Genomic DNA, 26017 nt, shown 5'->3' on the forward strand with positions numbered 1-26017 from the left:
GTTGTTGGCATTCCTGCACCATGCGTTCCAATGGCGTATCCGCGAACAATCACCGTTTATTACGCCTATCGATATTCTCCGGGCCAGACAGGCAACGGGGTTGATGAAACGCCGGGGTTACAAGGCCATCACCCATATCACCAATGGTAAAAATCAACGACAGGTGACACATCCGTGAAAATCGACCTGAATATTGAAGCCGACAGTATCCTCGTACTGGGATTGAACATGGGGAGGATAGCCGTTGACGTTGATAGTATCGAGCTGGCTGAATTGATGAAGGCGGTCAATAACCACGGTTATTCGCTGCAGAAAGCCAGTGGATCCGAATACGCCAGTGTGACTTCGCCTTGCTCATTACCCCTTGCAGAAGGGCTACAAATCCTCATTGACTGGTTGCAGGACAATATTGATTGTCACTCAACGCTCATCTTCGATAACGATGAAAAGATGACCGACTCCAGCAAACTGTTGCCTTGTGTGGAACAGGCCTTGAACATGGTTCTCAACCTTCAGTCCATGGCAAATCAGTCAACGTAATAACCGCCATAACGTATTCCCCCTAAACAAGCATTAACGCTGCCCACTGGGTGGCGTTTCGCTTTTGTCCCTATCCTAAATAAAGGAAGCAAAATGATGTCAGCACTCACTCATACTGAACCCGAAGTGTTAACCGATAATACTGAAGTTATCTGTTCGACCAACATTGAACGTATCGTTGTTGGGCGTAATGCCACCCTGAAACAGATTGAAGCCGTTATTCACCAGCTTGAAGATATCTCGGCAGTTACCGACAGCATTGGTGGTGGCATTGTAAGAGACTGGGCTATGCGTCAGGACTTCCGATGCGGCTGCTGGCTGATGGAAAAATCAGAAACCGCCATGAAGGTCATTACCCGTAATCTTGACCGCGAGATATGGTGAGATCTGATGAAAAAATCGGGTATGCTCAGCTTGATAGATGCTCAGGCCCGTGACCAGTGGTATCGAAATCTGGAAGGGGATAACATTCCAGCCATCAGTCAAGACAATATCTACAGCACCTTTAAGCAACTACATCAGAGCAAGGATGAAGTCTTTGAGTGTGGCGTCATCAACCTGTTCAAAGCGTTATCCTTGAATTACAAAACCAATCATCCCTGTCGGTTTGGCAAAAAGATCATCGTGAGCAATTTGGTGAGTTACAACCAATGGGGATTCACGCTGAATCATAACTACCGGCGTGACCAATTGGCAGATCTGGAGCGGATGCTTCATTTGTTGGATGGTAAACCGCTACCGGATAACCGTGGCGATGTGACTGCTCGGTTATTTGAGCATATCAATAACAACCGGATGATGACCAAAGACTATGAAGACGACTATCTACATATTCGGTACTTTATGAAAGGGTCGGCACACCTGACATTCAGGAAACCGGTGTTGGTTGACAAGCTCAATGACATCATTGCTAAACATTACCCTGAGATGTTAGCGGCAAGGTAGGTTGAGTTGTGTAGGTTTGCGACGATGAGGGAATAACCAAAGGGGGACGGCATAATAATAAAAGCCCGCATTCAGTTACGGCTGATACGCTCAAGGCGTTATGTTTTCATTCGTTGCGATTTCAAAGCTCTTGATAGCCAAACTATTATGGGTGTAATAAAGTCTGACTGGCAGTTTTTTTCCAAAGAGGATGTTCTTTAATTCATTGAAACTAAATGTATTACCAAATTGTGATATTGGCCAAAAGCTATGTTCACTTTTTGTTGCCTTCCCCATATTATTTTTATGTATATAAAAACCTATTCTATAACTAATTGAAAAATGCTAAAAAGAAGCGTAACGTCAATTATGTTGAATTTATAAAATAGATAAGCGTTAAAGTGTAAGTGAAGTGTGTGTAAAGAGTGGGTGGGTACCAGTCGCAATAAAAACCCAACCCAGATATTTACTTCATTCTTGCCGCTAAGTTGGGCATTAGGTAACTAAAGAAACTATGAACTGGATAGATAACATATTTCCGCGAAAGCGAGTTGACTCATTGAGTCAAGAAGAGACAGAGAATTCTGTATCACCAATCAACCAAGAAGTGGCCCGTATTCGTGCAGACAATCCTATCACTGAGTTAGAGGAAGATGTTCTTGGGCGCGTTCAACCAGCTTTCTCATTTGCAAAGCAGGTATTAGCTCTCGACCCTAGCGAAGGCGTGGTTGTTGGAGTCTTGGGACCGTGGGGGACTGGAAAAACATCTTTCGTTAACCTATCCCAATCTTACCTTAAGAAATCAGGTGTTACGGTACTTGACTTTAACCCATGGATGTTTAGTGGTGCAGACCAACTCGTTCAGTTTTTTTTCATAGAACTTGCTGCTCAACTGAAACTTCGCAAAGGATTAGCTGAAATCGGCGGGCTTGTTGAGGAATACGGTGATACATTTTCTAATCTTAGCTGGTTGCCAGTGATAGGGCCATGGATTGAGCGGGGCAGAACGGTCACAGATCTAATTGCTAAGGTTCTCAAACGAAAAAAGGAGGGTATTAGAACCAGCAAAAATAAACTACACGAAACTCTAAAAAAAATAGATAAACCGATTGTTGTTATTTTAGATGACATTGATCGTCTATCCACTTCAGAAATACGGGATATATTTAAGCTCGTCCGTTTAACAGCTAATTTCCCTAATGTTATTTATATTTTAGCTTTTGACCGTTATCGTGTTGAGCAAGCCTTGGGGGAACAAGGCATTCCAGGTAGGGACTACCTTGAGAAAATCCTCCAAATTGGGTTCGACCTACCGGTTATTCCAAGCCATATATTAAATACTCAAATATTCACGGGTATTGATACTGCACTCAAAGATATAGAAAACCCTGGATATTTTGATTCGGAAGTTTGGCCTGATATATTCATGGAGATCATCCAGCCTCTTATCAGAAACATGAGAGATGTGCGCCGATACACTGCTGCTATTTATAGCACTGTTCGAGATTTGGATGGACAGGTGGCACTTGTTGATGTGCTGGCATTAGAAGCAATTCGCGTATTTCTCCCTGATGTATTTCATGGTTTACATACCTCAGTAAGCGGTTTAACCACTACAATCGATGGTTATGGCTTCCGAGATCAGCCGCCACAATTAAAAGTGCAGATTGAAAATCTAGTTGCGACAGGTAAAGAGAAAGCAGAATGTGTTCGCAATCTGATAAGTAGGTTATTTCCTAGTGGTGCTAGACATTTGGGGGGACGAACTATGGCGGTGAGTGGAAGAAGCGTTGGCTTAGAGAACGGCGGGTTGCCCATGAAGATATCATTCGTTATTATTTAGAGCGAGTAGTAGGTGATCAATTGCAAGCTTTCTCACATGCTGAAAATGCTTGGGCAATAATTACTGACAAAACAGCTTTTGAAAGCTATCTACAATCGCTCCCAATAGAGAAGCTACAGGACGTTATTTCATCACTTGAAGCATACGAAGATGAATTCGGTGTAGAACATGTCATCCCCGCAATAGTGACTTTGCTAAACCTTCTTCCCCTATTGCCTGAACGGCAGCGAGGAATGTTTGAGCTGGATACAAGGTTTGTCGTTATAAGAGTTGTGTACCGCCTTGTTCGCGCACTTAAAGAACCTGAAGCTATCGAGGACGCAGTCCAAGAGATATTACCGCAAGTACAATCTTTGTCATCAAAGCAGGAGATCATTACAGTTGTTGGATACCGAAAAGGCGTTGGTCATAAGCTTGTGTCTGAAGCTACTGCGCAACGTTTTGAAGCTGATTGGAGAGTTGCTGTACGAATAGCGAGCGTAGAAGAATTGGCAAATGAAACCGATTTACTCAAGACGCTTATGCTCGCTAAAAAGGAAGCGTCAGCTGATGAACCAGAACTGGTAGTGCCAGACTCTCCAGCGGTAACATATGCACTGCTAAAGAGCGCAAGAAGTGAAATAAAAAGTCAGTCAATGGGGAATCGCGCTGTTCGTCGGAAACCTCAACTCGCTTGGAATATTTTAGTTGAACTGTACGGGGATGAAGATACTTTACGTGCCCGCATCGAAGATCTGAAAGCCACTCCGCCAAATGAAGTTGGAGATTTGTTTGAATTAGTAGACAAGTATCTTGCTGGCTGGAGGCCTAAAGACTTTGATGATGATTGATTAGCAAGCGGGAAGATGAGAAGGCTTGCACTGCTGCTGTTATACGCAACCAATGATAAAAATGTGTACTCTTATCCCGGCGTGTAATGAGCCTTGGCATGGATCTCTGGCATACTAAGCGGATTACAGCGTAGTTAGTCAGATTAAAACGGAGGTGGCATGTCAGATAAGCATTTAACCCAACCCCCTGCAGGTGAATTTGTTATGTTTGCCAGTGATGACGGCGAAGTGCGTGTTGAATGCCGCTTTGAGCAAGAAACACTATGGCTGCCCCAAGCGACTATTGCGAATCTTTACCAGGTCACTCCCCAAGCTATTACGCAACATATCAAAACTATCTACGAAGAAGGCGAACTTGAGCAAAACGCAACCTGTAAGTCTTACTTACAAGTTCAACAGGAAGGAAGCCGTCAGGTAAGCCGCAACATGCTTCACTATAGCCTTCCTGTCATTCTTGCTGTCGGCTACCGCGTTCGTTCACCTAGAGGCACCCAATTCCGCCAATGGGCAACCCAAACGCTCCAGGAATACCTGATCAAAGGTTTTGTGATGGATGACGAGCGACTGAAAAATCCGCCCGTGGGTTCATCGGCTGTACCTGACTATTTCGACGAGATGCTGGAACGCATCCGTGATATTCGTGCCAGCGAGCGGCGGGTTTATTTGCGGGTTCGGGAGATCTTTGCGTTAGCCGCCGACTACCAACCTTCACTCAAAGAAACAACGTTGTTTTTTCAAACCATCCAGAACAAACTGCATTTTGCCTGTACCGGTCATACCGCTGCCGAACTGATCCACCAGCGCGCCGATGCCAGCCAGCCTCATATGGGCTTGAGCAGCTATAAAGGCGAAGAGGTGCGTAAAAGCGATGTGACGGTGGCGAAGAACTACCTCAACCAGGATGAAGTCAATGAACTTAACCGCGTAGTCAATATGTGGCTGGATTTTGCCGAAGATCAGGCCCGGCGTCGCCAGCAGGTGTTTCTGCGTGACTGGCAGGAAAAGCTGGATCAGTTCCTGCAATTTAACGAGCGCGAGGTTCTACAGGGTGCTGGTACTGTCAGTAAGAAAACGGCAGATGAAAAAGCGCAGGCTGAATATATCCAATTTGCTGAGCAGCAACGCCGCTTAAAAGAAGCTGAAGGGGAAAAAGATATCGCCGGTTTACTGCGGTGGAAAACCTACACCAAAAAATAGCCTTCAATGCCCCCAGTTTCCACAAGTAAAATCATTTGGGGGCCAAATAGGGGGAACCAATCAAAATCCAATGCGATAAAACCAAGTAAATTCAATAGAGATAGCTATCAAAGACGACTCCTGTAGCCTCCAATTACCTCCCCCGGAAAATAAAAAAACCTCAATAAAATAAACCATTACGAAATTATCACCGAAAGATGGCGATACCATCCCCCTAGATTTCACCAGCATCTTGGCTGTTCCTCAGCAACAGTATCACCCGGTAATCACGGGTCGTTAACGGGAATGGGTTCGCAGAATAGAGTGCTTTCCTGGCTTCGACTCTTCTCGCCTGCTGGTGATAGTTCGCAGCTCAGTTTCACTCGGTCGTTTCTTGAATAGCCCGAGAAAACCCCGCCAAGGCGTTGACTGCTGTAAATGCTAATTTCTTGTCCCTTATGGTCGGTTGTTGTCAGCGACCAGTGACTCAGGCGATCTTGTGGTCCTACGGGAATAAACACATGCCAATTACCCTGCGGTGTCATTGAAAAATGTCCGTTGTTGTCGGTTTGTACCGTGGCGATTTGGCGGTCGAATTCAGTTAACGAAACCGCTACCCCGGCCAGCGGCTTTCCAGCGTTAGTCAACGTGCCCTCAATCTGCGGAGTGGGGTAATCATGGTAAACGCAGCCGCTAAGCAACCATGGCAGAGCAAAGATGGCCAGGCTTGTGATGCGGAATGTGGTAACTGGCATGGCGCGAATCCTTTTGCGTTCTGATATTTTCCTGTTGCGTGGTAGCAGTATACGCGGGCGACACAATGCACGAAACAGACTCATGCAGCGATGGAAAAGTGCGCGTTGAGTGCCGTTTTGAACAAGAAACACTGTTGCTTCCCCAAGCAACTATGGCGAACCTTTACGATTTTCTGCAGGATACGCTTAATGAACAAGTCTATCTGACCGGCCCGTCCTTCATTAAAAACATAGCGTTAACTTAATATTCAGCATCTCTCCTCTTGGTTGAAATATAAAGAAAAGAGTCTACGCTTTAATAGAGATTTTCTTTTATTTGCGTTATGCCTCGTTTTAATGCCACATGGTGATTTTTTTAAAAACAATGGGTTGCCAGAATATCAGTAGAGGGATTAAACATGAATAAGTCCTACAGAGTCATATGGAGTGCAGCATTACAGGTTTGGGTTGTTGTCAGTGAGCTTACCAAGAGTCAACAGAAAACAGCCAACCACAGTAGTTGCTCTCATCAAAGTAATAAAAAAAGGACTCAATCTAATAACTTATTCAGAAATAGCGCTATCGCGTTATCACTTTTTTCCTCTCTGGCCATCTATCAAAACGCCTATGCCATCACAGCGATTCAATGCTCGGCAGATCCGAATTGCGTTGAGGTAGGTACCGTTTTGGCATTAACGAATGCAATCAATAATAGTGCGACAAATGCGCCAACGACAGTACTTATCACCGCTCCCTTGGTCATTCCTTCATCTATTCCTGTTTTGTTAAATAATACTAATAATCGACATAACCTGGTTATTGATGGTGGGGGAAATAATTTTACCTTTAATGCAGCTGAGGCATTCACTGGTGCGGCAACGGATTCTGGCAATCTGACTTTTCAAAATTTTGGTAATATTAGCTCCAATAATGGCGGTCCTATATTTTACTCGGTCACTAATACCACAACAGCCGTTACAGTGAGTCTTGATAATTTTGGAACTATACCAAATGGCAAAATAGTTTCTCTTGGTGATGATAGTGGGACATCTTTGCCTGCCAATAATAACAGTGTGTTGCGACTGGTTAATTTTAATGGAAGTATCACTTATGCTGCTTTTATCCAGTTGGCTTTAGCGACTACGGTGGAATTCACCGGCACAAGTACTGTTGCTGGGTTGGGTAGTGGTGGATATCCAGCCATATTTTGGGGTATGGGTAATGCGGCTAATAGTTTGATGCATTTTTATGGGACTTCCAACGTAACAGCCACAGGCCGTGTTTTTACTAATGGACCTGCTGACAAAGGAGGAACAGGAAAAACCTACAGTTACCAGATTGATGATGGTGCCATTGTTAATATGGCATTTTCTGCGCAAAACCCATTAGGGGTGGCTAATAACGGTGTGCAGATAGGCTCTTATAATACTGGAGCAGGGACATTTGGTACCGGTGCTACTCTTATTATGAATAATCTGGCGGGGGATGTGATCAGTAATGCATCCAGCACTGTCGGTTCCAAGATTGATAATGGCCCTACCTCTCCGGGTGATGTGATTTATAACCTAGGGGCGGGATCCAGTCTTATTGTCGCCTCAGGCGCTAGCAACAACGGTATTTATGTCAGCAAAACGGGTGCGGGTGGAACGGGTAATATCTATATCCGTTCTAATGGACTGATTTCTTCGGATGGTACTGGTGTTGGTGCCCCTAGCGCAGGTACTGGGATTAATGTCAGTGAAACCGCAACAGGCTCAGCGGGCAATGTTGTGGTTATGAATGACAGTGCGGGCAATATTGTCAAAGCCACGGGCATCAACGTGACGGATAATGCTTCTGCGGGCACCGTGAATATCACCAATGCGGGCACGATCACCAGTAATATTTCGGGCATCACCCTCACGTCAACACTGGCCGCTGGTAAAACCATGAATGTGATTGGCACGGGGGGTATTATTAATGCTATCGCGGGCAACGGTATTACGCTCAGTGATGCCAATACCATCCTCAATCTAACCGGCGGTACTATTGCGACCACCAATGCCGCTAACGGCATTAATTTCTCTTCCACTACAGGTGCTCGAACCCATTCTATTGACGGAACAACCTTTAATATCAATGGCACAGGACAAGCGATTGTTAAAGCGAGTGGTGCCGCGACAGTAAATCTCAGCAATACCACGATTAATAACAACGGTGCTGGCCCTGTGTTCACGTTCGCGGGGGGGGCGGGGGGTTATAATTTTAACGCCGGAACCAACATCATCAATCTTACGGATCCTGCCAGTATTGGTTTTCGCACAACCGCAGCACTGGATTTAACCAATTTTTATCTCACCATTGATTCAATCGCGGGTGGCAGTAAAGGTATCTCCACCACAGGCACGCTTGCTGGTTCGGAAAGCGTAATTGTCGGCCCTAATACCTCTCTTATTGGAATCACTGCCATCAGTTACGATAATGGCGCTCTAGCGCAAACCTTAACCAATAATGGCCTTGTCAGTGGTAGCGTTGCAATGGGGGGAATCGGTAACACCATTACCAATAATGGAACATTAGCAGCCCTCACCAGTGGCGCGGGTAATGATGTGTTAACGCTTAACACGGGTTCAGTAAGCAATGATGTGATTGATTTAGGTAATGGTATTAATACCGTTAATATTTATCAAGGCGCTACCGTTGCGGATATTCAAACCGGGACAGACAATGATCTTTTCAATATTTATAATTCAAGCCTCGTGAGTCCAATAGAACTGGGGTTACTGAATGCCAGGGCGGGATCGCACTTTGTTAATGAAACTTGAACGGGCAGATCGTCTGTGATCTAATCACGTCTCCATGTAGGAGGCACGCTCGATGACATTGATTGAACACCTTACCCTTGTTGAAGAAACTCGCTCTGACATCAATCGTAAACATGACCTTGTTGACGTCATGTTTCTTGTCATCAGTGCCATCATGAGTGGTGCCGAAGGCTGGCGGGACATAGAGACCTATGGCAATTCAAAGGCCGATTGGCTCCGTCAGTATCGACCTTTTGCCAACGGTATCCCGCGCCGTCACACCATTGCCCGCATTTTGCGCTGCATTGTCATCGATACCCTGCTTGAAGCGTTGCTCTGCTGGGTCAATGAACAGCGTACCCATCAAGGCAAACCCATAATTGCCTTTGACGGCAAGGTGTTACGCGGCTCCTACCGCGGAAATGCCGCCGAAGCTCTGCAACTGGTTACAGCCTACGATACCGAAAATGGTTTGGTTTTAAGCCAGAAAACAACCCCAAATAAGAAAGGGGAACTCGAAACGGTCAAAGAAATGCTGGAAATTCTTGAGCTCAAAGGCGCCGTTGTGACGCTTGATGCCCTGCATTGTCAGCGTGAGACGCTGGAGAAAATTAGCGAGAAGAAGGCGCATGTGGTGGTTCAGGTAAAGAAGAACCAACCGAAGCTGTATCAAGCCGTTCAATCGCAATTTCAGGCACTCTTTGACGCACAGAAAGAGAAGATAATCGTCGAGCACAAAGAGAGTGGTCATGGCCGCCAAGAAGAGCGTTATGTCTTTCAATTAAAATCAAGACTACCGCCTGAGCTGGCGGAGAAATGGCCGACAATCCGCAGCATCATCGCCGTTGAGCGTCACCGTAGCGCCAACGGAAAAGGAACGGTAGAGACCGCCTACTATGTCAGCTCGTTATCCCCCAAACACAAGCTGCTCGGGCACTATATTCGTCAACACTGGCGGATCGAGAACAGCCAGCATTACATTCTTGATGTGGTGTTCAATGAAGATGCCTCCAGAATAGCGATGGAGGATGCGGTCGAGAATATGGCGCTATTCCGGCGGTTTGTTCTGAACATCATAAAGCAGAGCAATTGTGGTGCGCCGAGTCAGAGAAACAAGCTAAAAAAGGCAAGTTGGGATGACAATTATCGGGCCCAGTTATTCTTTGGTTAAATAAAAAGCAAAGTGTGCTCCCGCCCTGACTGAATGCAGGCACGGGAATTAACACGCTGAGTTTAATTAATTCTGTTATTGCATTGGCTCCCACCACGTCATTACAAAATTTCTCTGCGATTAACTTGGATACTGCCTCTCAGCTAATCTTGAGTGATACTAATAATGTCACTTCCGGCACCATTAATTTGTCAGGCATTGGTACAAATCAACTGGTATTTGGCGCTGATTATAATGGTGATTTCAGCGCTGTGATTGGCGGGGTTGGTAATACTGAGTTATTAAATGGTGCTAACGTAACCTTAACCGGTGCTAATACTTTTGTGGGTACATGGAATGTTGAACTCGGTAGCACATTAAATGCGAGTGACTACAGTGTTCTTTCGCCGGGCAACCAGTTAGGTAGTGCTGCTATTGAGTTAAATGGTGTTTTGAATTTAACCAACGCTGGCACCTTCAATAATGCACTGACAGGTAACGGTATCCTTAATATTGATAATGCGGGTACAGGTTTTAGTGCGGGTGCTGGCGTAGGTAACGCCTTTGCTGGAACCGCCAATATTTCGAATACCATTTTGGATTTAACACCCATTAATAGTGCCGTATTACAGAATGCAACATTAAGTGATAACTCGGGCAGTGTGATTACCATGTCCGCCGGTAATTACAATATTGGTAATTTAAACTTTGGTGGCGGGGCGCTGCGTTTTACCACCGGCGCTCTTATTACTACGAACACATTAAGTACCACGGGTAATTCTACCATTCAAGCTGACCCACAATTGTTAACCTCAGGCAACCTGTTAGACCTCGATACTGGGGTATTAATGGATCTGGTAAGTAGCCAAAATTCACTGACTCCAGCCCAGTTGGCTAATTTTACCCTGACGGACCTTAGCGGTGCGACTCTTGCTCCAGGCAGAGATGTCGCTTATTTCCAAGGGGGTAATAATGTTGCTTTAAATACCTTCAGTTTTTCTTTGGTCAGTAATCTGGGATTAAGTATTTATGAACAATTATCTGTATCGCAAATTTTGGACGGGCAAACCCTCACATTAACGTCAGCAGGAGCCACTGACACAGGGCTAAGCGCGCAACTCACAGGTACAGGTAACTTAGCTATTGATGCCACAGGTGGCCCCATTACCTTGAATAATGGTGCGAATAATTATCAAGGTACTACTAGCGTAGATTCAGGCACATTGAATGTTGGCGCTGATGGTGCATTGGGCAATACGTCATCATTAATCACATTAGCAGGCACGATCGTTAACCTCGGCGGTTTCACGCAAACAGTAGGCTCTTTGACGAATGCAGGCATCCTTGATCTTGTTGGTGGTACGTTAACTCTTACTAACGGCGGTACTTCATCCAGCGTTAACGGATTAGTAGGCACAGGTAACTTAAATGTTCAAAATGGTCTTTTTACCGTTTCAGCGGCGAATAATGGCTACACGGCACAAACGAACATTAATACAGGCGCTGCTGTTACCTTAAGTGCCGCGGACGCTTTGGGCTCAGGGGGGATTAGTGTTGCTGGCACCTTGAATCTCAATGCCGCTGACGCTAACTTCGATAATGTGTTGTCAGGCGCGGGCGCTGTTAATGCCAACGCTGCCATTACGTTGGCCGCTGATAACACCGGATTTACTGGTTTCTATAATGTGACTTCACCCGGTAGCCTGACCGCCATTCAAGCTAACAATTTAGGTACGAGTACTGTTGATTTGCTCAATAGTGGCGCTCAACTGATCTTGAATGGCTTTAATGATTCATTAACGGCGGCACTTGTGGGCGTAACGGGCTCATCCGTGGAGGTTATCAATAGCGCCAATACGGTATTAAGCACCGATAACTCAGGTTTTGCAGGATTATTTAATATTGACGGCACCAGCACCCTGACTGCCAGCGACAGCATGCATTTAGGTGGAAGTTCAGTAGCCATTGCCAGTGGCGGGCAGCTGATTTTTGATGGTTACAATAGTGGCATTTTATCAACGCTGAATAACACGTTAACTGGCGCAGGGAATTGGATATTAACCAATAGTAGTATCGATTTGTCGGATAATACGACCCGCGTTTCTGGCCTCACTGGCGACATCGTTCTTAATAACGGGGCGGTGTTAACCATGAATCAGGTTACGACCTTGGATGCTGGAACAGCGCTCAATCTTGCTAATAGCAACAGCGTGCTCAATATTAACACCACGGGTGCCTTCACACTTGGCAATGAATTGCTCGGTACAGGTACGGTTAACGTCAATACCGCCAATGGCGCTTTTGATTTTGCTAATACCGTTGGTACGGGTTTTGCTGGCACAGTGACTTTACAAGATACTCAATTCTCTTTGGCTGATACCAACGCAGCTACTTTAGCTGGAGCTTCACTAACCCTTAACTCGGGCAGTGTAACTACAGTGGGCGTGCCTAGTGTATCCAGTAATCCCAGCATACAGAATCTGGAAATCAACAATGACGCTGTTCTGACCTTTACCGCTGGCGCGCCCTTAGCCGAAGCAGAAAGTGTGTTAAATGTAAGTACATTTACGGCTAATGGTGGCGCTATTAATCTCAATACCGGGCTCGGATGGGATAACGTCAATCCTGTACCGACAGGCCTTTCCATTCTCGATCAAAACCGCGGTGTGGTGGGCTCTAAGCTAATCAATGCTACTAGTCCTTCAGTAGGTGCAGGTAACCTCACCTTACAGATCAATGGGGTTGCCATTGATTCGAGTACTGCGGTGACGGCGAACATTACTCAGGGAGCAGATACCGTTGCCATCGCAACCTATAACTACGCCTTGACGGACAGTGACACTTCCGGTGCCGCAGGGCTTTATCTGAATTACGGCTTAACCGAGTTGAATTTAGTATTCAATGGCGCCAATGCCTTGAAAGTTGCCACAGGCACTGACCCTACGTCTAATCGGGAACTCACAGCTTTGATTACCGGCACGGGTGACATCTTTTTTGATGCCACTAACGGCCCTTTAACGGTTTCCAATAACGACAATGATTATTCGGGAGCGACAACCATCAGTGCTGGCAACCTGATCTCTGGCGCTGATAATGTGCTTGGTGGCACGTCAACCTTGACCGTGAATACCGGGGCTACCTGGAATCTTGATAGGCACAGTCAAAATCTTAAAGTATTGGCGAATTCGGGAACCATTGACCTCGCACAAGGTGTGCTGAACATAAGCAATGGCGGTACTTCCGATTCCGTGGGTGGATTAACGGGTGCCGGTACCCTGAATGTCACCGGAGGCACACTGACCTTATCTGCTGATAATAATACGTTATCCGCCGCGACCAATATTGCTTCTGGGGCCACAGTCACACTCAACAGTACGGGTAATCTTGGCGTCAGCAGCCTGGTGGATGTGGGGGGTACCTTAAATTTCAACGGTGCGAATACCTTTGCCAATCAGTTTAGAGGTGCTGGCGTCATCAATACTAACGCCGCGGTGCAATTGACTGGCGCGAGTACTTTTGCAGGTACTCATAACGTTAATGCTGACGGTGCATTGACGGTAACGGCTGCCAATAATTTGGGTGATGCGGCGGCTACAGTGAACTTGCTGACGAACACTTCACAGCTAATTTTCAGCGGAGTGACAGATACAGTTGCCAACATGTTGACCGGAGTGACTGATTCCACCGTGTTGATTAATAACTCGGCCAATATGGCGCTCTCTGGTAATAACAGCGGGTTAAATGGCCTGATCAATATTGTCGGTACCAGCACCTTGAGTGTCAGTGACAACCAAAATCTGGGGGCGAGTGCGGTTGATATCGAAACGGGTAGCACCTTAATCTTTAATCAATTAACCGGCACATTAAATAATGTTCTCAGTGGTGCAGGGACGTGGGCGTTATCAGGCAGTAACGTGGATTTAATTAATACTAATGCCAATACTTTCCTCGGCACGGTCAGTATCAACAACAGCTCAACACTCAATATCGATAGCGCTAACTTGCTTAATACTGCCACCATCGTCGATATCGTGACGGGCAGCGACACCTTGAATATCAACAATAATGGTAATTTTATTTTTGATAATCAGCTAATTGGTACGGGCGTGATGAATGTTACCACGAACAATAACCAATTTAGTTTTGGTGCGAATATCGGCAATGGCTTTACGGGTACGGTCAACCTGTTCAATACCCAGTTCCTGCTTTCTGGTGATAACACCACAGGCAATACCAGCACTACGCTGAACTTAGATACAGGCAGCACCACCACAGTGGGAACAGGACCGCAATCCATCGGCGCGTTAACCTTTAATGGCGGCACCCTGGTTTATGACCAACTCATTGACAACAATGGAAAATTGACTGCAGCTGGCACCATCAATGCAACCTCAATTAATACCACAGGTGGCGGTACGGTGAGCGTGGCGCTACCGGCAAATGTGCAGCCTGATATTACCGGTCTTGGCGTATTAAGCCTGGATACCGGGGCGATCGTAGTGGGTTTAATCCAAGGTACTGCAACTGGAACGGGTCAAGAGTTGACCTTAACTGATGGCACCAATACACCCATTACCTCCACTTATAAGCAAGGAATTCTCAATCCCAATAGCACCGCAGTGGCAGCAATAGGCACCTTTGGTTTTGGTTTGACCACGGGAGAAGCGCTGGATGGGTTGTATATGAATTATGGCCTGTCTGTCTTGGATCTTTTGACAACGGCTAACGACGCTTTAGTACTGACAGGAGCTTTGGCGGATAACGGCACGGCGGCTAATGAACTCACTGCACAAATTATCGGTACCGGTGATTTGGCGGTGAACTCGCCTAACGATGGTTCCATCGTCGTGTTGTCTAATGACACCAACAGCTACACCGGCGCTACCTTGGTGCGTTCAGGTATTTTACAGCTAGGGTCTAATTCCGCGCTGGGTAATACCGGCAACTTAAGTATTAGCAATGGCGCAACAGTTGATTTAAGTACCTACACACAAAGTGTCGGCACACTGAACACAGAAGCCAACGCGCTGCTGGATATGGGCGAAGGTACTCTAACCGTTGGCAATGGCGGATTAAGTAACGGCATGTTGACTGGCAAGGGTGGCTTAGTACTCACGGGTGGAATATTAACACTGACGAGCAACAGCCCTGATTATCGCGGTATCACCGATATTAACGCAGGTGCTACAGCGTTATTGAAAGAAACCAAAGCGCTGGGTATTGGTGCGATTATTGTCGATGGCACTTTAAATCTCGATGATGCCGTTGGTGGTTTATATAACCCGCTATCCGGTTCTGGCAATACGCTACTGACCAATAACTCTGATGTTCTGTTAATGAATGATAACAGTAATTATAGCGGTACTTTCACGCTGGAATCAGACAATGCGATGACGGCAACCGAAGCTAAAAACTTTGGTGCGGCGTCGGTGAACAATAACGGCAATCTCATACTGAGCAATACGAGCTACTGGAATTTGACTACGCCGATTAGCGGCACGGGCGTGGTGACCAAGCAAGGTAACGGCATGGTATATATCGGTAGCAGCACTGTGACTGCCAATGCCACCGTGGTGCAGGCAGGGTCTTTGATCATTGGCACTGAGCCAGCTCTCATGAGCGCAGTCTTACCTGCGGCAAGTGGCCCGGTGGTATTAAATAGCGATGTCTTTGTACAGACCTATGGCACCTTCGGTGGTGATGGCACCGTAACTGGTAACCTTACCAATGAGGGGAATGTTCTGGTAGGCCGCAGTGCTAATGGCGTTGATTACGGCACCCTCACCGTTAATGGTGATTATATTGGTCAAGGCGGTAACCTGACCTTTGATAGCGTCCTGGCCGGCGATAACTCACCCACCGATAAACTAGTGATAGCGGGCGACACGTCGGGAACGGGGACCGTGGCGGTGAATAATATCGGCGGTCAAGGGGCACAAAACACGAACGGCATTGAAATCATCAGTGTTGGCGGCACCTCTGCCGCTACCTTTACCCTCAATGGCCGTGCGGTAGCTGGAGCTTTGGAATATTTCCTCTATCAAGGCACGACGGCTGACCCGACCAATGGCAACTGGTATCTGCGCTCGAACTATGTCCAACCGACTTATCGTCCAGAAGCGGGAGGCTATATCGCCAATATTGCGGCGGCCAATACTCTGTTTAACAGCCGCCTGGAAGACATGAGCGCCAGCAGTACCGCCAATGGCACGGACGATATGGATACCAGCCTGTGGTTACGTCAATCTATCTCACGCAACAAATTCAAGGATGCCAGCGGGCAGCTCTCCAATACCAGCAGTCGCTTTGTGACCCAGTTGGGTGGCGAAGTGTGGGATGGCCAGTTGACGGGTAAGGATTACGTGGGTGTAGGCGTGATGGCCGGTTATGCACGCTCTACCGGTACCACCGACGCCACGTCACTGACCTATAAGGCGGATAACAGCCTGACGGGTTACAGTATCGGTGTCTACGGCACCTGGTATCAGAATGCCGTCAAACATAACAGCCCTTATGTCCACACTTGGCTGCAGTACGAGTGGTTTGAAGGTTCAGTGAACGGTGATCTGCTCTCCAGTGAAAAATACCACCTGCGTGGTGTGAGCATGTCGGTGGAGGGGGGCTATCCGTTCCAGGTCTATCAGGTGGCTGACAACAGTGGCTATATCACGCCGCAAGCCCAGCTCACTCTCAACGGTGCGAAGATGAGTGATCTCACCGAGGACAACGGCACGTTGGTACAGCAGAGTGGACAGAATAATCTGCAAACGCGTTTGGGTGCCAAGTTCTCTAACGATACGCAATTAGGAGCGGATAAAGCGCATCCACAGATCCTGACCAGCTATCTGGAACTGAACTGGATCCACAACACCCGTCTGGCGGGTGTGACGATGGATGGCATGGAGATGCAACAGACTGGCAGCCGTCATCTGGTTGAAGTGAAACTCGGTGTCGAAGGTAAGGTCAACAACAACCTGAGTGTCTGGGGTAGCCTGACCAACCAGATTGGGCAACAGAGTTATGATGACAAAGCGGCGATGCTGGGGGTGAGGTATAAATTCTAAGGGCTTGATCTGTTTTCTTTAATGTCTTGATGTGATGGCAGGTGTGCGGGGAACCGCACACCTGTTATGACCTGATGAGGTGATACAGCAACCCATCCAGCACATGGGGAGACTCCCTGACCCGGCTGATCATTTTGGTATAAAATGGGCTGTATTAGTCTGATATATCCGTCATACTTGCCAGTTGCATGTGTGTCGGCTTTCCTCGCTCAGAAAGTATTATCTGCCAAATGACGCAGGATGATACGCAAGATAGTACATCTTACACGCCAACCAGGAATATCCTGACACTGAAGGCCAGAGATGTTGATGCTTTGAGGATGTAGGTTCAGAGATAAAACAATAAGGTCGCCCTGCTGTGAGCATACCGGGTATTCTGTCCAAAGGTACTGGTCAACGGAAACATTTATAGTGCGATGGACGCGCGCTTCTCAAGATTTTTCAATCGTTCTGGCCAAATAGCTGGACAATACACAACAAGAGGAAAAAGTATGCTAATCACCCCTTCACGTGGTCGTGTCTTTGCTCTGGCGCTGGGTTTGCTTGCCGCGAGCGTTGGTATGGCGCAAGCAGCCGATACGGTGCGCGTTGGCTCTAAAATTGATACCGAAGGCTCATTGCTCGGTAACATCATCGTACAGGTGCTGGAATCTAACGGCATTAAAACCACCAATAAGTTACAGCTTGGCACCACCAAAGTGTTGCGCGGCGCGATCACTGCCGGTGAAATTGACATCTATCCGGAATACACCGGCAACGGTGCGTTTTTCTTTTCTGATGAAAAAGACCCTGCATGGAGAAATGCGCAGGCCGGTTTTGAGAAAGTGAAAAAGCTGGATTATGACAAGAACAAAATTGTCTGGTTGGATGCCGCGCCGGCCAATAACACCTGGACCATTGCTATCCGTCAGGACCTGGCGGATGCCAATCATCTGAAAACAATGGCCGATCTGGGCAAGTGGATCAACGCTGGCGGCAAGTTCAAGCTGGCGGCATCAGCTGAATTCATCGAGCGTTCGGATGCCCTACCCGCGTTCCAGGATGCCTACGGCTTTAAGCTGAACCAGGATCAGTTGCTGTCGTTGGCCGGTGGTGATACTGCGGTGACCATCAAGGCGGCGGCGGAGCAAACCTCCGGTGTGAACGCGGCGATGGCCTACGGGACCGACGGCCCGGTAGCAGCGCTGGGGCTGCAAACGCTGGAAGATCCAAAGGGAGTGCAGCCGATTTACGCGCCAGCACCGATTATTCGTGAAGCAACGCTTAAACAGCATGCCAACATCGCTGAATTACTAAAACCGGTATTCGCTTCACTGGACGGTCCGACGCTGCAAAAACTCAATGCGCAGATCGCGGTGGAAGGTCAGGACGCCAAACAGGTTGCGGCGGCTTACCTTAAAGAGAAAGGTTTGGTGAAGGGATAACATCTCTGGCCCCCAATGGGGGCCGACATGGAGCCGGAGAGTTTCTTTGATTATTGCCGTAAAAAACCGCGTATTACTGACACTGTTTATTCTGTTGCTGCTGGCTGCATTTGGGCTGCCGTTTCTCAGTTATGCCCCCAATCGCCTGTTATCAGGCAAAAGTATTTCCCTGATGTCCCTATTGCACGGTCCGCCGCTGTGGCTGTTGGCGCCCCTGTTGCTACTGGCGGCTCTCAGCCTATTGGCACCGCTCAGGCGCAATGCGTTATTAACCGTGCTGGCGGCTTCGACGCTGCTGACGCTCACCTTGTGGATAAGCGGCCATGCCGCCCTGCAGTTGGCACAACAAGGTTCCAAACTGGCGCGCACTTCCTTGGGGAGCGGTTGTTGGCTGATGCTAGCGCTGAGCCTGCTGATGGCTGCCGACGCCATCGCTCGCATTACCTCCTCCCATTTATGGCGTATGCTCAGCAACCTGTTGGTGATATTGCCTGCACTGGTGCTGTTGTTCAGCCATCAGTTGGATCAACTCTCATTGTTGAAAGAGTATTACAACCGGCAAGATGTGTTTGATGCCGCGCTGTTACAGCACCTGACGATCCTATTGGCGACGCTGGTGCCGACATTATTGATTGGTGTGCCGCTCGGGGTGTTGTGTTTTCGCTCTGCACGCTGGCAGAGGCCTATATTCTCCACACTGAATATTATCCAGACAGTTCCGTCGATAGCCTTGTTTGGCCTGTTGATCGCGCCTTTGGCGGGTTTGGCGAAAGCATTTCCTTGGCTGGCAGAACATGGCATCAGTGGCATTGGTATGGCACCGGCAATTTTTGCGTTGGTGCTGTATGCCCTGTTGCCGCTGGTACGCAGTGTTGTCGCTGGGTTGCAAACTGTGCCAGCCAGCGTGATCGAATCCGCCTGTGGCATGGGGATGACGCGTGGGCAGGTTTTCTTCTGCGTACAGTTACCGCTGGCGTTGCCGTTGTTCCTGACCGGCGTGCGTATTCTTGCGGTGCAGACCGTCGGCATGGCGGTGGTCGCGGCGCTGATTGGTGCCGGAGGTTTTGGCGCTATTGTGTTCCAGGGCCTGCTCAGTAGCGCACTGGATTTGGTGCTGCTGGGGGTTATTCCGGTGATCGTGATGGCGGTAATCGTCGATTCACTGTTCAAGTTTATGGTTTCAATTTTGGAAGTGTCACGCCGATGATTCAGTTTAATCAGGTCAGCAAGATTTTTCAGGGTAAGCCCGCGGTGGACGATCTTACATTGCAGATTGCCAAGGGTGAATTTGCCGTACTGATCGGCACCTCTGGTTCAGGCAAGTCCACAACGTTAAAAATGATCAACCGACTGATCGAACACGATCAGGGAAAAATTTTCTTTGCCGGTGAAGAGATTCAGAAATTTAAACCGCAGGATCTGCGCCGCCGAATGGGTTATGCGATCCAGTCGGTTGGTCTGTTTCCGCATTGGACAGTGGAGGAAAATATTGCCACGGTGCCACAACTGCTGAAATGGCCACGCGCACGAATTCGCGATCGGGTGACTGAATTACTGGAGCTGTTACATCTGGAAGCGGATTTGTTCCGTCATCGTTATCCGTACCAGCTTTCCGGTGGGCAGCAGCAGCGGGTTGGGGTTGCACGCGCATTGGCTGCTGACCCAGAGGTGTTGTTGATGGATGAACCCTTTGGCGCACTTGATCCGGTGACACGTGCGGCGTTGCAAACCGAGATTTCACGTATTCATCATCTCTCCGGGCGCACCATTGTGTTGGTGACTCATGATATTGACGAAGCATTGGCCCTGGCGGACCGTATCGTGTTGCTCGACCAAGGCCGCATTGTGCAGCAGGGCACACCGCTGGAGCTATTAACCGTACCGGCCAACGATTTTGTGCGTGATTTCTTTGGCCGCAGCGATCGCGGTATCAAACTCTTGTCGTTGAGCACCGTGGCTAAGCGGGTACGCCCTGGCCATGCGGAAGGGGAACCCATCACCGCCGCCATGAGTCTGCGCGAAGCACTGTCAGTGTTTGTGGCCCGGGGCTGTGAATGCTTACCGGTGATTGGCGAACAAGGCGAGGCGCTTGGCGTGTTGTATTTCAGTGATTTGATTAGCCAAAAGGCATTGTCATGAACCTGTCATCGGTCTTGCGCTGGCTACGCGATCCACTGCCCTGGACCTTTGCCCTGCTGCTGGCATTGGTGTTTGGCATGAATCATCTACAGGGTCTGTTTGCCGCCTGGTTCCCGGATCTGGATCGGCCTGTATATCAGCAAGACAGTTTTATCTCACTGGTATGGGCACACCTGTTGTTAGTGGCGGTCTCCAGCATGATTGCTGTGGTGATTGGTGTGGCCGCTGGGGTTGGCGTGACACGCCGTGCAGGTAAAGAGTTCCGTTCGCTGGTGGAGACCGTTGTGGCGGTTGGCCAGACCTTTCCGCCGATTGCGGTGTTAGCGGTCGCGGTACCGGTTATGGGGTTTAGCGAAAAACCGGCAATTATTGCGCTGGTACTGTACGGTTTGTTGCCAATCCTGCAGGGTACGTTGGCGGGCATTGAATCGGTACCCAGTGCCATCCGCGAAATTGCGCAAGGAGTCGGGATGAGTGCTAGGCAGATCCTGTGGCGTGTTGAACTCCCCCTGGCGGCTCCGGTGATTGTTGCCGGTATCCGCACTTCGGTGATCATTAATATCGGCACGGCGGCGATCGCCTCCACCGTTGGCACTAAAACGCTTGGTTCGCCGATTATTATTGGCCTTAGCGGCTTTAATACTGCCTATGTGATCCAGGGTGCCGTGGTGGTAGCCCTATTGGCGATCATCACCGATATGCTGTTTGAGCGCTGGGTGCGACATCTCACCGCCTGGAGTCAACAGACTCTAACGGTTTCTGCTGCCGAGTAAGGAAAACATGATGCAGGTATCTTTGCCAATGTACGCAGGGTTCCACCAGGTGCTGGTACGGTCAGTAAGGTCAACAGACAGGCTCCCCTCATTCAAGGAGGAGAAGCCATAGATTACGTTAGTAAAGGCCCAAAATCTTCCACCATGCCAGACCGACAGTTAACAACACCACCTGATTGACCACGCTACAAACAAACCCGGTACTCCACCAGGTGGCGGTGGGAACATAGCCAGGGGCAAATAAAATTGGCCCGCGTGCATGGGTGTATTGTGTCAAAGAGCATGAGAAGCTACTGGAAAATGCCAACATCAGAGCCATTGGCATACTTGGGATCCCCAGTTGGATACCTAACGTGAGGAAAACTGAGTATAGCGCGACAATTTGCGCATTCCCGCTAGCAAAGAAATAGTGTGCATACAGATACACCGCATTCAATACCACCAATAGCACTATCCAGTTACTGTTACCTGCCAGGCCGCTCACTTCCTGGCCGACCGTGTTGCCAAACCATGACATAAAGCCCAAGTCTTTCAATTGATCTGCCATCATTAATAGCGCAGCAAACCAGATCAACGTATCCCAAGCCCCTTTTTCAGAAATCACATCTTTCCAGCTTAATACACCACTCAGTAACAGCAGGGATAAACCAATAAATGCCCCAGTGGTTGGGTCGATGTTTAACACTTTGTAAAAAATCCACAGAACAAGCAACACAACAACCGTGCCTGCCATCATCCACTCTGGTTTTGACATTCCCCCCATTTCTGCCAGCTGTTGTTTAGCCAACTTTGGAGCATCAGGCGTGTGTTTAATTTCGGGTCTGGCAGTAAAAAAGTAGATAACCAGCGGGATAAGGATAAAAGAAACCAGGCAAGGGACCACCGCAGCCACTAACCAACCGGTCCAGGTCAAAGTAATATTTTCATTCGCGGCTAGTTTTACAATCAATAAGTTACCGGTAAAGGCAGTCATAAACATGGCGGAAGTAACATCGTTGATATTCCCCATGCAAGTCACCAGAAAAGTGCCTATTTTTTTACGTGAAGCATCATCTGGCCGGGATTCAAAGCTACGTGCCAATGAGTCTGCGACGGGATAAAGAACCCCACCACAACGAGCCGTATTGCTCGGCATAGCAGGAGCCAGAATCAAGTCAGCCAATGCCAAACCATAAGCTAAGCCTAAGGTTCTTTTCCCTAACAGGGTAATCAGTATCAGGGAAATTCTACGCCCAAGGCCGGTTTTAATGAATCCTCGCGCGATAAGAAACGCCACAACAATCAACCAGATTGTTGAGTTATTCATATTTCTTAAGCCGGTTTTAATCGCATCGGCGGCGGTGGCATCTCCACCGGCATTGAGGACAACATAAACGGTGATCGCAATGATGCCAACAGCACCAATCGGTAGCACATTAATAACAATGCTGATGATCGTAGCAACAAATAATACCAGAGAATGCCAGGCGGCCAACTTCAGCCCTTCAGGTGGCGCGATATTCCAGAATATTAATGCCAGAACGATGATGATAGTTAAAGGCAACCATTTAACATTACTTACCATAATAACACTCCTATTTGTTACAATAGCGCAGCATTTATTTTTCTACTCAGTTAATAACCTAGCAAGTATGACTTGCGGCAGGAAATAATATAAAAATATATATGGTTCTATTTTTTGATTTTATTATTTTATACCCGTCATATATCAAGGCTCTTAACAAAGAGAATAAACCGGAGGGCGATCTTATGCTTTCTTCTCATCTCTGCTGTCAGATAGCAACTTGTCCAGAATATCACTTTCCGATCACCAACTGGGCCAGTTCACCATTCTGGTTATGCATTGCAGTGATGGCATCGGTCAGTTGAGGGAAGCCAGGGTTCGGTAAAGCAAAAGGTAAATGCTTTTCTTGCCCTGGTGCGAAAAAGCTTTGTGCATGCAGGTGACGTGGTCAAGCCGTGGTCAAATCCGTTCCTGACCAGCTTGCGCTTCCCCCGCCACCTAACTCCATCCGTCAGAGCCCCGCTCCTTGGGGTAAGCCGCAGGCAGTGTTCAAAACGCGATGCGTTTTGTCCTGCAACTTCATTGAGCTTGGGTATATAATCGCACAAATTATTCAACGAATTTGGAAACCAAGATGACAAAGCTCACCTTACAAGAGCAGTTGCTAAAAGCGGGATTAGTGACCAGCAAAAAAGTGGCCAAAGTCCAAAGAACAGCTAAAAAGTCACGAGTTCAGGCTCGTGAGGCAAGAGAAGCGGTAGAAGAAAACAAAAAAGCACAACTTGAGCGTGATAAACAGCTTAGCGAACAACAAAAACAAGCTGCGTTGTCGAAAGAATATAAAGCTCAGGTGAAGCAACTGATTGAAATGAACAGAATCGTCATTTCAAAAGGCGATATTGATTTCAACTTCACAGATAATAATTTGATTAAAAAAGTGGCAGTGGATAAGCCAACCCAAGCTCAGTTGATCAATGGCCGCCTCGCCATTGCTCGTTTGGTGGTTGATAGCAGTGGTGGCAGTGAATACGCCATCATCCCCGCCAGCGTCGCTGATAAAATTGCGCAGCGAGATGCCAACAGTATTGTATTAAACAGTGCGCTAAGTCAGGAAGAGCAAGATGAAGACGATCCGTATGCCGATTTTAAAGTACCCGACGATTTAATGTGGTAATTAATTTTGTGGATGCGGATGGTGAAAAGCCCCAAGGGGCTTTTCATTAACTTTATTTTTCATAAGGTTACTACTTTTCTTGAACTATCAGGGTATAAACTCACCACTATTTAAGGAAAGGCTAAAGGGCAACCAACCACCTGGAGGGTCCCATTCGCCATCACCGTAAATAATACCATCACTTATATTGCCAATTATCACCCCGTCGATACCACACATTTGTGATTTCCAAATAATACCGTCTACAACATTAACTAAAAAAACATAACAGAACGTTGTCACCAAGAAGTTTTCACTAAGTTTAATGTTTAAACAGTCTGGAACAGAATAGATATGCCAAACAAAATCATTAAGGTATAAGCTTCTGAATTTTTGGGATGCTATTTCAAAAATATGGATATGTTGGCCTAGCATAATAGCCAAATATTGCTCATTGCATAAAAGCCCGCTGAAACAACTATCTAAAAGACAACCCTCTTTATCAATTTCAATAAAAACATGCAGCAACATAATGGGGACATTATTTTCATAGACCAGCACTCTTGCTCTTTCATCAGCACGAAGGGGAAAGGGATTAACATCAACTTCAGAAAGCGAATATTCATGGTCCCACTCATCCTGATCTTTGTCTAAGAATCTAGCGCTATATCGCAAAGTAATACCCTCATAATTATTTTTATCATACAGGCAGAGTGTAAACGGATGCTCAACTGATTTGAAGATGATCCAAACAGAACAAAATCAAATAGGTTTCATGGTTATGACCATAGACTTTACACCAGAAGGCAGAAAAACCCGCTCCTCGCTCTTAACTGACTGTCAGATTTAACAGCACCTTACAGCAGAACACTTCATGCACTCCCCAGTCGGTGAGTTGGTCGAAAATTCAGTTGTTCGGTAAAGCCGAACAACTGCCAGCGATTGAAAAAAATATCAACTGCAATATGTAGAATGATTGCACTACAAATGTAGTGCAGTATAATGCATTACATTTGTAATGAAAGAGGAAAAAAAATGAGCACCATACAAATCCGTGTAGATGAGGAATTAAAAAGGAATGCATATTATGTGTTTGAAAAACTTAACCTTTCCCCATCCGATGCATTACGGTTATTTCTGCGTTATGTCGCTGAGCATGAAAAGCTGCCGTTTGCTGAGGTGTCTGTGATAGTGGGTGAGCAAGATGAAGATGCCGATATTCTGGCCGTGGTTCGTGAACGCTTGAAAACTCCAACCAAACGTATAAGGGTAGATCTTGATGATATTTAATATCGAGTTTGACGAACGTGCATTAAGGGAGTGGCATAAACTCGATAAAACTATCCGTGAACAGTTCAAAAAAAAGTTACGAAAACTACAGACTAATCCCCATATAGTGTCTGCGCGCTTACATGGTGATCTTGCTAACTGTTATAAAATTAAGCTGCGTGCATCGGGTTATCGTTTAATTTATCAGGTAATTGATAACGAAATTGTGATCTGGATTATAGCCATTGGCAAGCGAGAAGATGAGAAGGCTTACACCACTGCTGTCATGCGTAGCCGATGATAAAAATGTGTACCCGTCTCGCGGTTCGTAATGAGTTTCAATGTGGATTTTTGGCATACTAAGCGGATAGGAAATTGTAAGTTAGATTAAAGTGGCTGCGGCATGACAGATAAACATTTAACGCAATCCACAACGGATGGATTGGTCATGTTTGCTAGCGACGATAAAAAAGTACGCGTTAAACGCCGCTTTGAAAGCATTACCCCGTGATTATCCCTGACAATGGCCTGCGAGCTATATGGCAAAACTAAAACGATTATCAGCGAAAAATAAAGAATAGCGTGATAAAAGGTGAATTGATGGGAAATTCAGTTATTCGGTTTTACCGAACAACTGAAAAACACCATAAAACCAAGGTGATATTTTTGTCCGAGGAAGTGCAAGCCCCCCTCAAACGCCAAAATCATCAC

Annotated in this window: 18 protein-coding genes and 2 pseudogenes; 17 read left to right on the plus strand and 3 right to left on the minus strand. The window is 47.2% G+C overall.

The features are described from left to right. Position 1: 1 nt before the first annotated feature. The 6 genes and pseudogenes from ACX9GV_RS17580 to ACX9GV_RS17605 all read left to right on the plus strand — a co-directional run bounded on the left by ACX9GV_RS17580 (position 2) and on the right by ACX9GV_RS17605 (position 5334). Positions 2–178 carry a TA system toxin CbtA family protein gene (locus tag ACX9GV_RS17580; RefSeq protein ID WP_473196377.1) on the plus strand — a complete coding sequence of 59 codons (177 nt, stop codon included), beginning with the start codon at positions 2–4 and terminating at the stop codon, positions 176–178. After that, positions 175–540, plus strand: a complete 366-nt coding sequence (locus ACX9GV_RS17585) for a DUF5983 family protein (protein WP_473196378.1) — start codon at positions 175–177, stop codon at positions 538–540. The genes ACX9GV_RS17580 and ACX9GV_RS17585 overlap by 4 nt, the downstream gene beginning before the upstream one ends. Before the next feature lie 96 nt (positions 541–636). Continuing rightward, a pseudogene (locus ACX9GV_RS17590) lies at positions 637–1485 on the plus strand (DUF4942 domain-containing protein). A gap of 493 nt (positions 1486–1978) precedes the next feature. Beyond that, complete coding sequence (locus tag ACX9GV_RS17595; protein ID WP_473196379.1) at positions 1979–3307, plus strand: KAP family P-loop NTPase fold protein; 1329 nt, start codon at positions 1979–1981, stop codon at positions 3305–3307. Positions 3308–3327: 20 nt separating this feature from the next. Further along, a complete protein-coding gene (locus ACX9GV_RS17600) occupies positions 3328–4137 on the plus strand; it encodes a hypothetical protein (RefSeq protein WP_473196380.1) in 810 nt (269 codons plus the stop codon). 159 nt (positions 4138–4296) lie between these two features. Then, complete coding sequence (locus ACX9GV_RS17605; RefSeq protein ID WP_473196381.1) at positions 4297–5334, plus strand: virulence RhuM family protein; 1038 nt, start codon at positions 4297–4299, stop codon at positions 5332–5334. 266 nt (positions 5335–5600) lie between these two features. Here the strand turns inward: ACX9GV_RS17605 and ACX9GV_RS17610 are convergent, their stop codons facing one another. Then, entirely contained in the window at positions 5601–6068 is a 468-nt protein-coding gene (locus ACX9GV_RS17610; RefSeq protein ID WP_473196382.1) for a DUF6795 domain-containing protein, read from the minus strand. 398 nt (positions 6069–6466) lie between these two features. Between ACX9GV_RS17610 and ACX9GV_RS17615 the strand changes: the two are divergent. The 8 genes and pseudogenes from ACX9GV_RS17615 to ACX9GV_RS17650 form a co-directional block, all read left to right on the plus strand. After that, positions 6467–6571 (plus strand): annotated as a pseudogene (locus tag ACX9GV_RS17615) (ESPR domain-containing protein); the annotation flags it as partial. A 528-nt stretch (positions 6572–7099) separates the two neighbouring features. Then, positions 7100–8851 (plus strand): beta strand repeat-containing protein, encoded by a 1752-nt coding sequence (locus tag ACX9GV_RS17620; RefSeq protein WP_473198079.1) that lies wholly within the window; start codon positions 7100–7102, stop codon positions 8849–8851. 52 nt (positions 8852–8903) lie between these two features. Then, positions 8904–10001, plus strand: coding sequence for an ISAs1 family transposase (locus ACX9GV_RS17625; protein ID WP_473195483.1), 1098 nt, complete (start codon positions 8904–8906; stop codon positions 9999–10001). A gap of 149 nt (positions 10002–10150) precedes the next feature. Next, the gene (locus ACX9GV_RS17630; protein WP_473196383.1) at positions 10151–17044 is read left to right on the plus strand and encodes an autotransporter outer membrane beta-barrel domain-containing protein; all 6894 of its coding nucleotides are present in this window, start codon (positions 10151–10153) and stop codon (positions 17042–17044) included. Between the two features lie 491 nt (positions 17045–17535). After that, on the plus strand, positions 17536–18468 hold the full coding sequence (osmF, locus tag ACX9GV_RS17635) for a glycine betaine ABC transporter substrate-binding protein OsmF (RefSeq protein ID WP_473196384.1): 933 nt from the start codon (positions 17536–17538) through the stop codon (positions 18466–18468). A 46-nt stretch (positions 18469–18514) separates the two neighbouring features. Continuing rightward, the gene (locus ACX9GV_RS17640) at positions 18515–19675 is read left to right on the plus strand and encodes an ABC transporter permease (RefSeq protein WP_473196385.1); all 1161 of its coding nucleotides are present in this window, start codon (positions 18515–18517) and stop codon (positions 19673–19675) included. Beyond that, positions 19672–20607 carry an ABC transporter ATP-binding protein gene (locus tag ACX9GV_RS17645; protein ID WP_037384803.1) on the plus strand — a complete coding sequence of 312 codons (936 nt, stop codon included), beginning with the start codon at positions 19672–19674 and terminating at the stop codon, positions 20605–20607. The genes ACX9GV_RS17640 and ACX9GV_RS17645 overlap by 4 nt, the downstream gene beginning before the upstream one ends. Further along, positions 20604–21380: an ABC transporter permease gene (locus ACX9GV_RS17650; protein WP_473196386.1), complete on the plus strand. Its 777-nt coding sequence runs from the start codon at positions 20604–20606 to the stop codon at positions 21378–21380. Before ACX9GV_RS17645 ends, ACX9GV_RS17650 begins: the two co-directional genes overlap by 4 nt. A gap of 118 nt (positions 21381–21498) precedes the next feature. On the opposite strand, the gene ACX9GV_RS17655 is transcribed toward ACX9GV_RS17650, so the two are convergent. Further along, a complete protein-coding gene (locus ACX9GV_RS17655) occupies positions 21499–22944 on the minus strand; it encodes a DASS family sodium-coupled anion symporter (protein WP_473196387.1) in 1446 nt (481 codons plus the stop codon). Positions 22945–23518: 574 nt separating this feature from the next. On the opposite strand from ACX9GV_RS17655, the gene ACX9GV_RS17660 reads away from it, so the two are divergent. Beyond that, complete coding sequence (locus ACX9GV_RS17660; RefSeq protein WP_023492844.1) at positions 23519–24058, plus strand: DUF2058 domain-containing protein; 540 nt, start codon at positions 23519–23521, stop codon at positions 24056–24058. 87 nt (positions 24059–24145) lie between these two features. On the opposite strand, the gene ACX9GV_RS17665 is transcribed toward ACX9GV_RS17660, so the two are convergent. After that, positions 24146–24712 carry a hypothetical protein gene (locus ACX9GV_RS17665; RefSeq protein ID WP_473196388.1) on the minus strand — a complete coding sequence of 189 codons (567 nt, stop codon included), beginning with the start codon at positions 24710–24712 and terminating at the stop codon, positions 24146–24148. Between the two features lie 360 nt (positions 24713–25072). Between ACX9GV_RS17665 and ACX9GV_RS17670 the strand changes: the two genes are divergently transcribed. Together ACX9GV_RS17670 and ACX9GV_RS17675 are read left to right on the plus strand one after the other, a co-directional pair. Next, the gene (locus tag ACX9GV_RS17670) at positions 25073–25327 is read left to right on the plus strand and encodes a type II toxin-antitoxin system RelB/DinJ family antitoxin (protein ID WP_473196389.1); all 255 of its coding nucleotides are present in this window, start codon (positions 25073–25075) and stop codon (positions 25325–25327) included. Beyond that, positions 25317–25607, plus strand: coding sequence for a type II toxin-antitoxin system RelE family toxin (locus ACX9GV_RS17675; protein WP_473196390.1), 291 nt, complete (start codon positions 25317–25319; stop codon positions 25605–25607). The genes ACX9GV_RS17670 and ACX9GV_RS17675 overlap by 11 nt, the downstream gene beginning before the upstream one ends. Positions 25608–26017: the final 410 nt, after the last annotated feature.

The sequence above is a fragment of the Serratia sp. 25CWL12 genome (genome assembly GCF_055790885.1).

Coding starts and splice junctions, on each gene's coding strand:
- osmF (WP_473196384.1), top strand. CDS start 17,536: ATGCTAATCACCCCTTCACGTGGTCGTGTCTTTGCTCTGGCGCTGGGT.
- ACX9GV_RS17610 (WP_473196382.1), bottom strand. CDS start 6,068: ATGCCAGTTACCACATTCCGCATCACAAGCCTGGCCATCTTTGCTCTG.
- ACX9GV_RS17650 (WP_473196386.1), top strand. CDS start 20,604: ATGAACCTGTCATCGGTCTTGCGCTGGCTACGCGATCCACTGCCCTGG.
- ACX9GV_RS17605 (WP_473196381.1), top strand. CDS start 4,297: ATGTCAGATAAGCATTTAACCCAACCCCCTGCAGGTGAATTTGTTATG.
- ACX9GV_RS17655 (WP_473196387.1), bottom strand. CDS start 22,944: ATGGTAAGTAATGTTAAATGGTTGCCTTTAACTATCATCATCGTTCTG.
- ACX9GV_RS17595 (WP_473196379.1), top strand. CDS start 1,979: ATGAACTGGATAGATAACATATTTCCGCGAAAGCGAGTTGACTCATTG.
- ACX9GV_RS17675 (WP_473196390.1), top strand. CDS start 25,317: ATGATATTTAATATCGAGTTTGACGAACGTGCATTAAGGGAGTGGCAT.
- ACX9GV_RS17670 (WP_473196389.1), top strand. CDS start 25,073: ATGAGCACCATACAAATCCGTGTAGATGAGGAATTAAAAAGGAATGCA.
- ACX9GV_RS17645 (WP_037384803.1), top strand. CDS start 19,672: ATGATTCAGTTTAATCAGGTCAGCAAGATTTTTCAGGGTAAGCCCGCG.
- ACX9GV_RS17625 (WP_473195483.1), top strand. CDS start 8,904: ATGACATTGATTGAACACCTTACCCTTGTTGAAGAAACTCGCTCTGAC.
- ACX9GV_RS17660 (WP_023492844.1), top strand. CDS start 23,519: ATGACAAAGCTCACCTTACAAGAGCAGTTGCTAAAAGCGGGATTAGTG.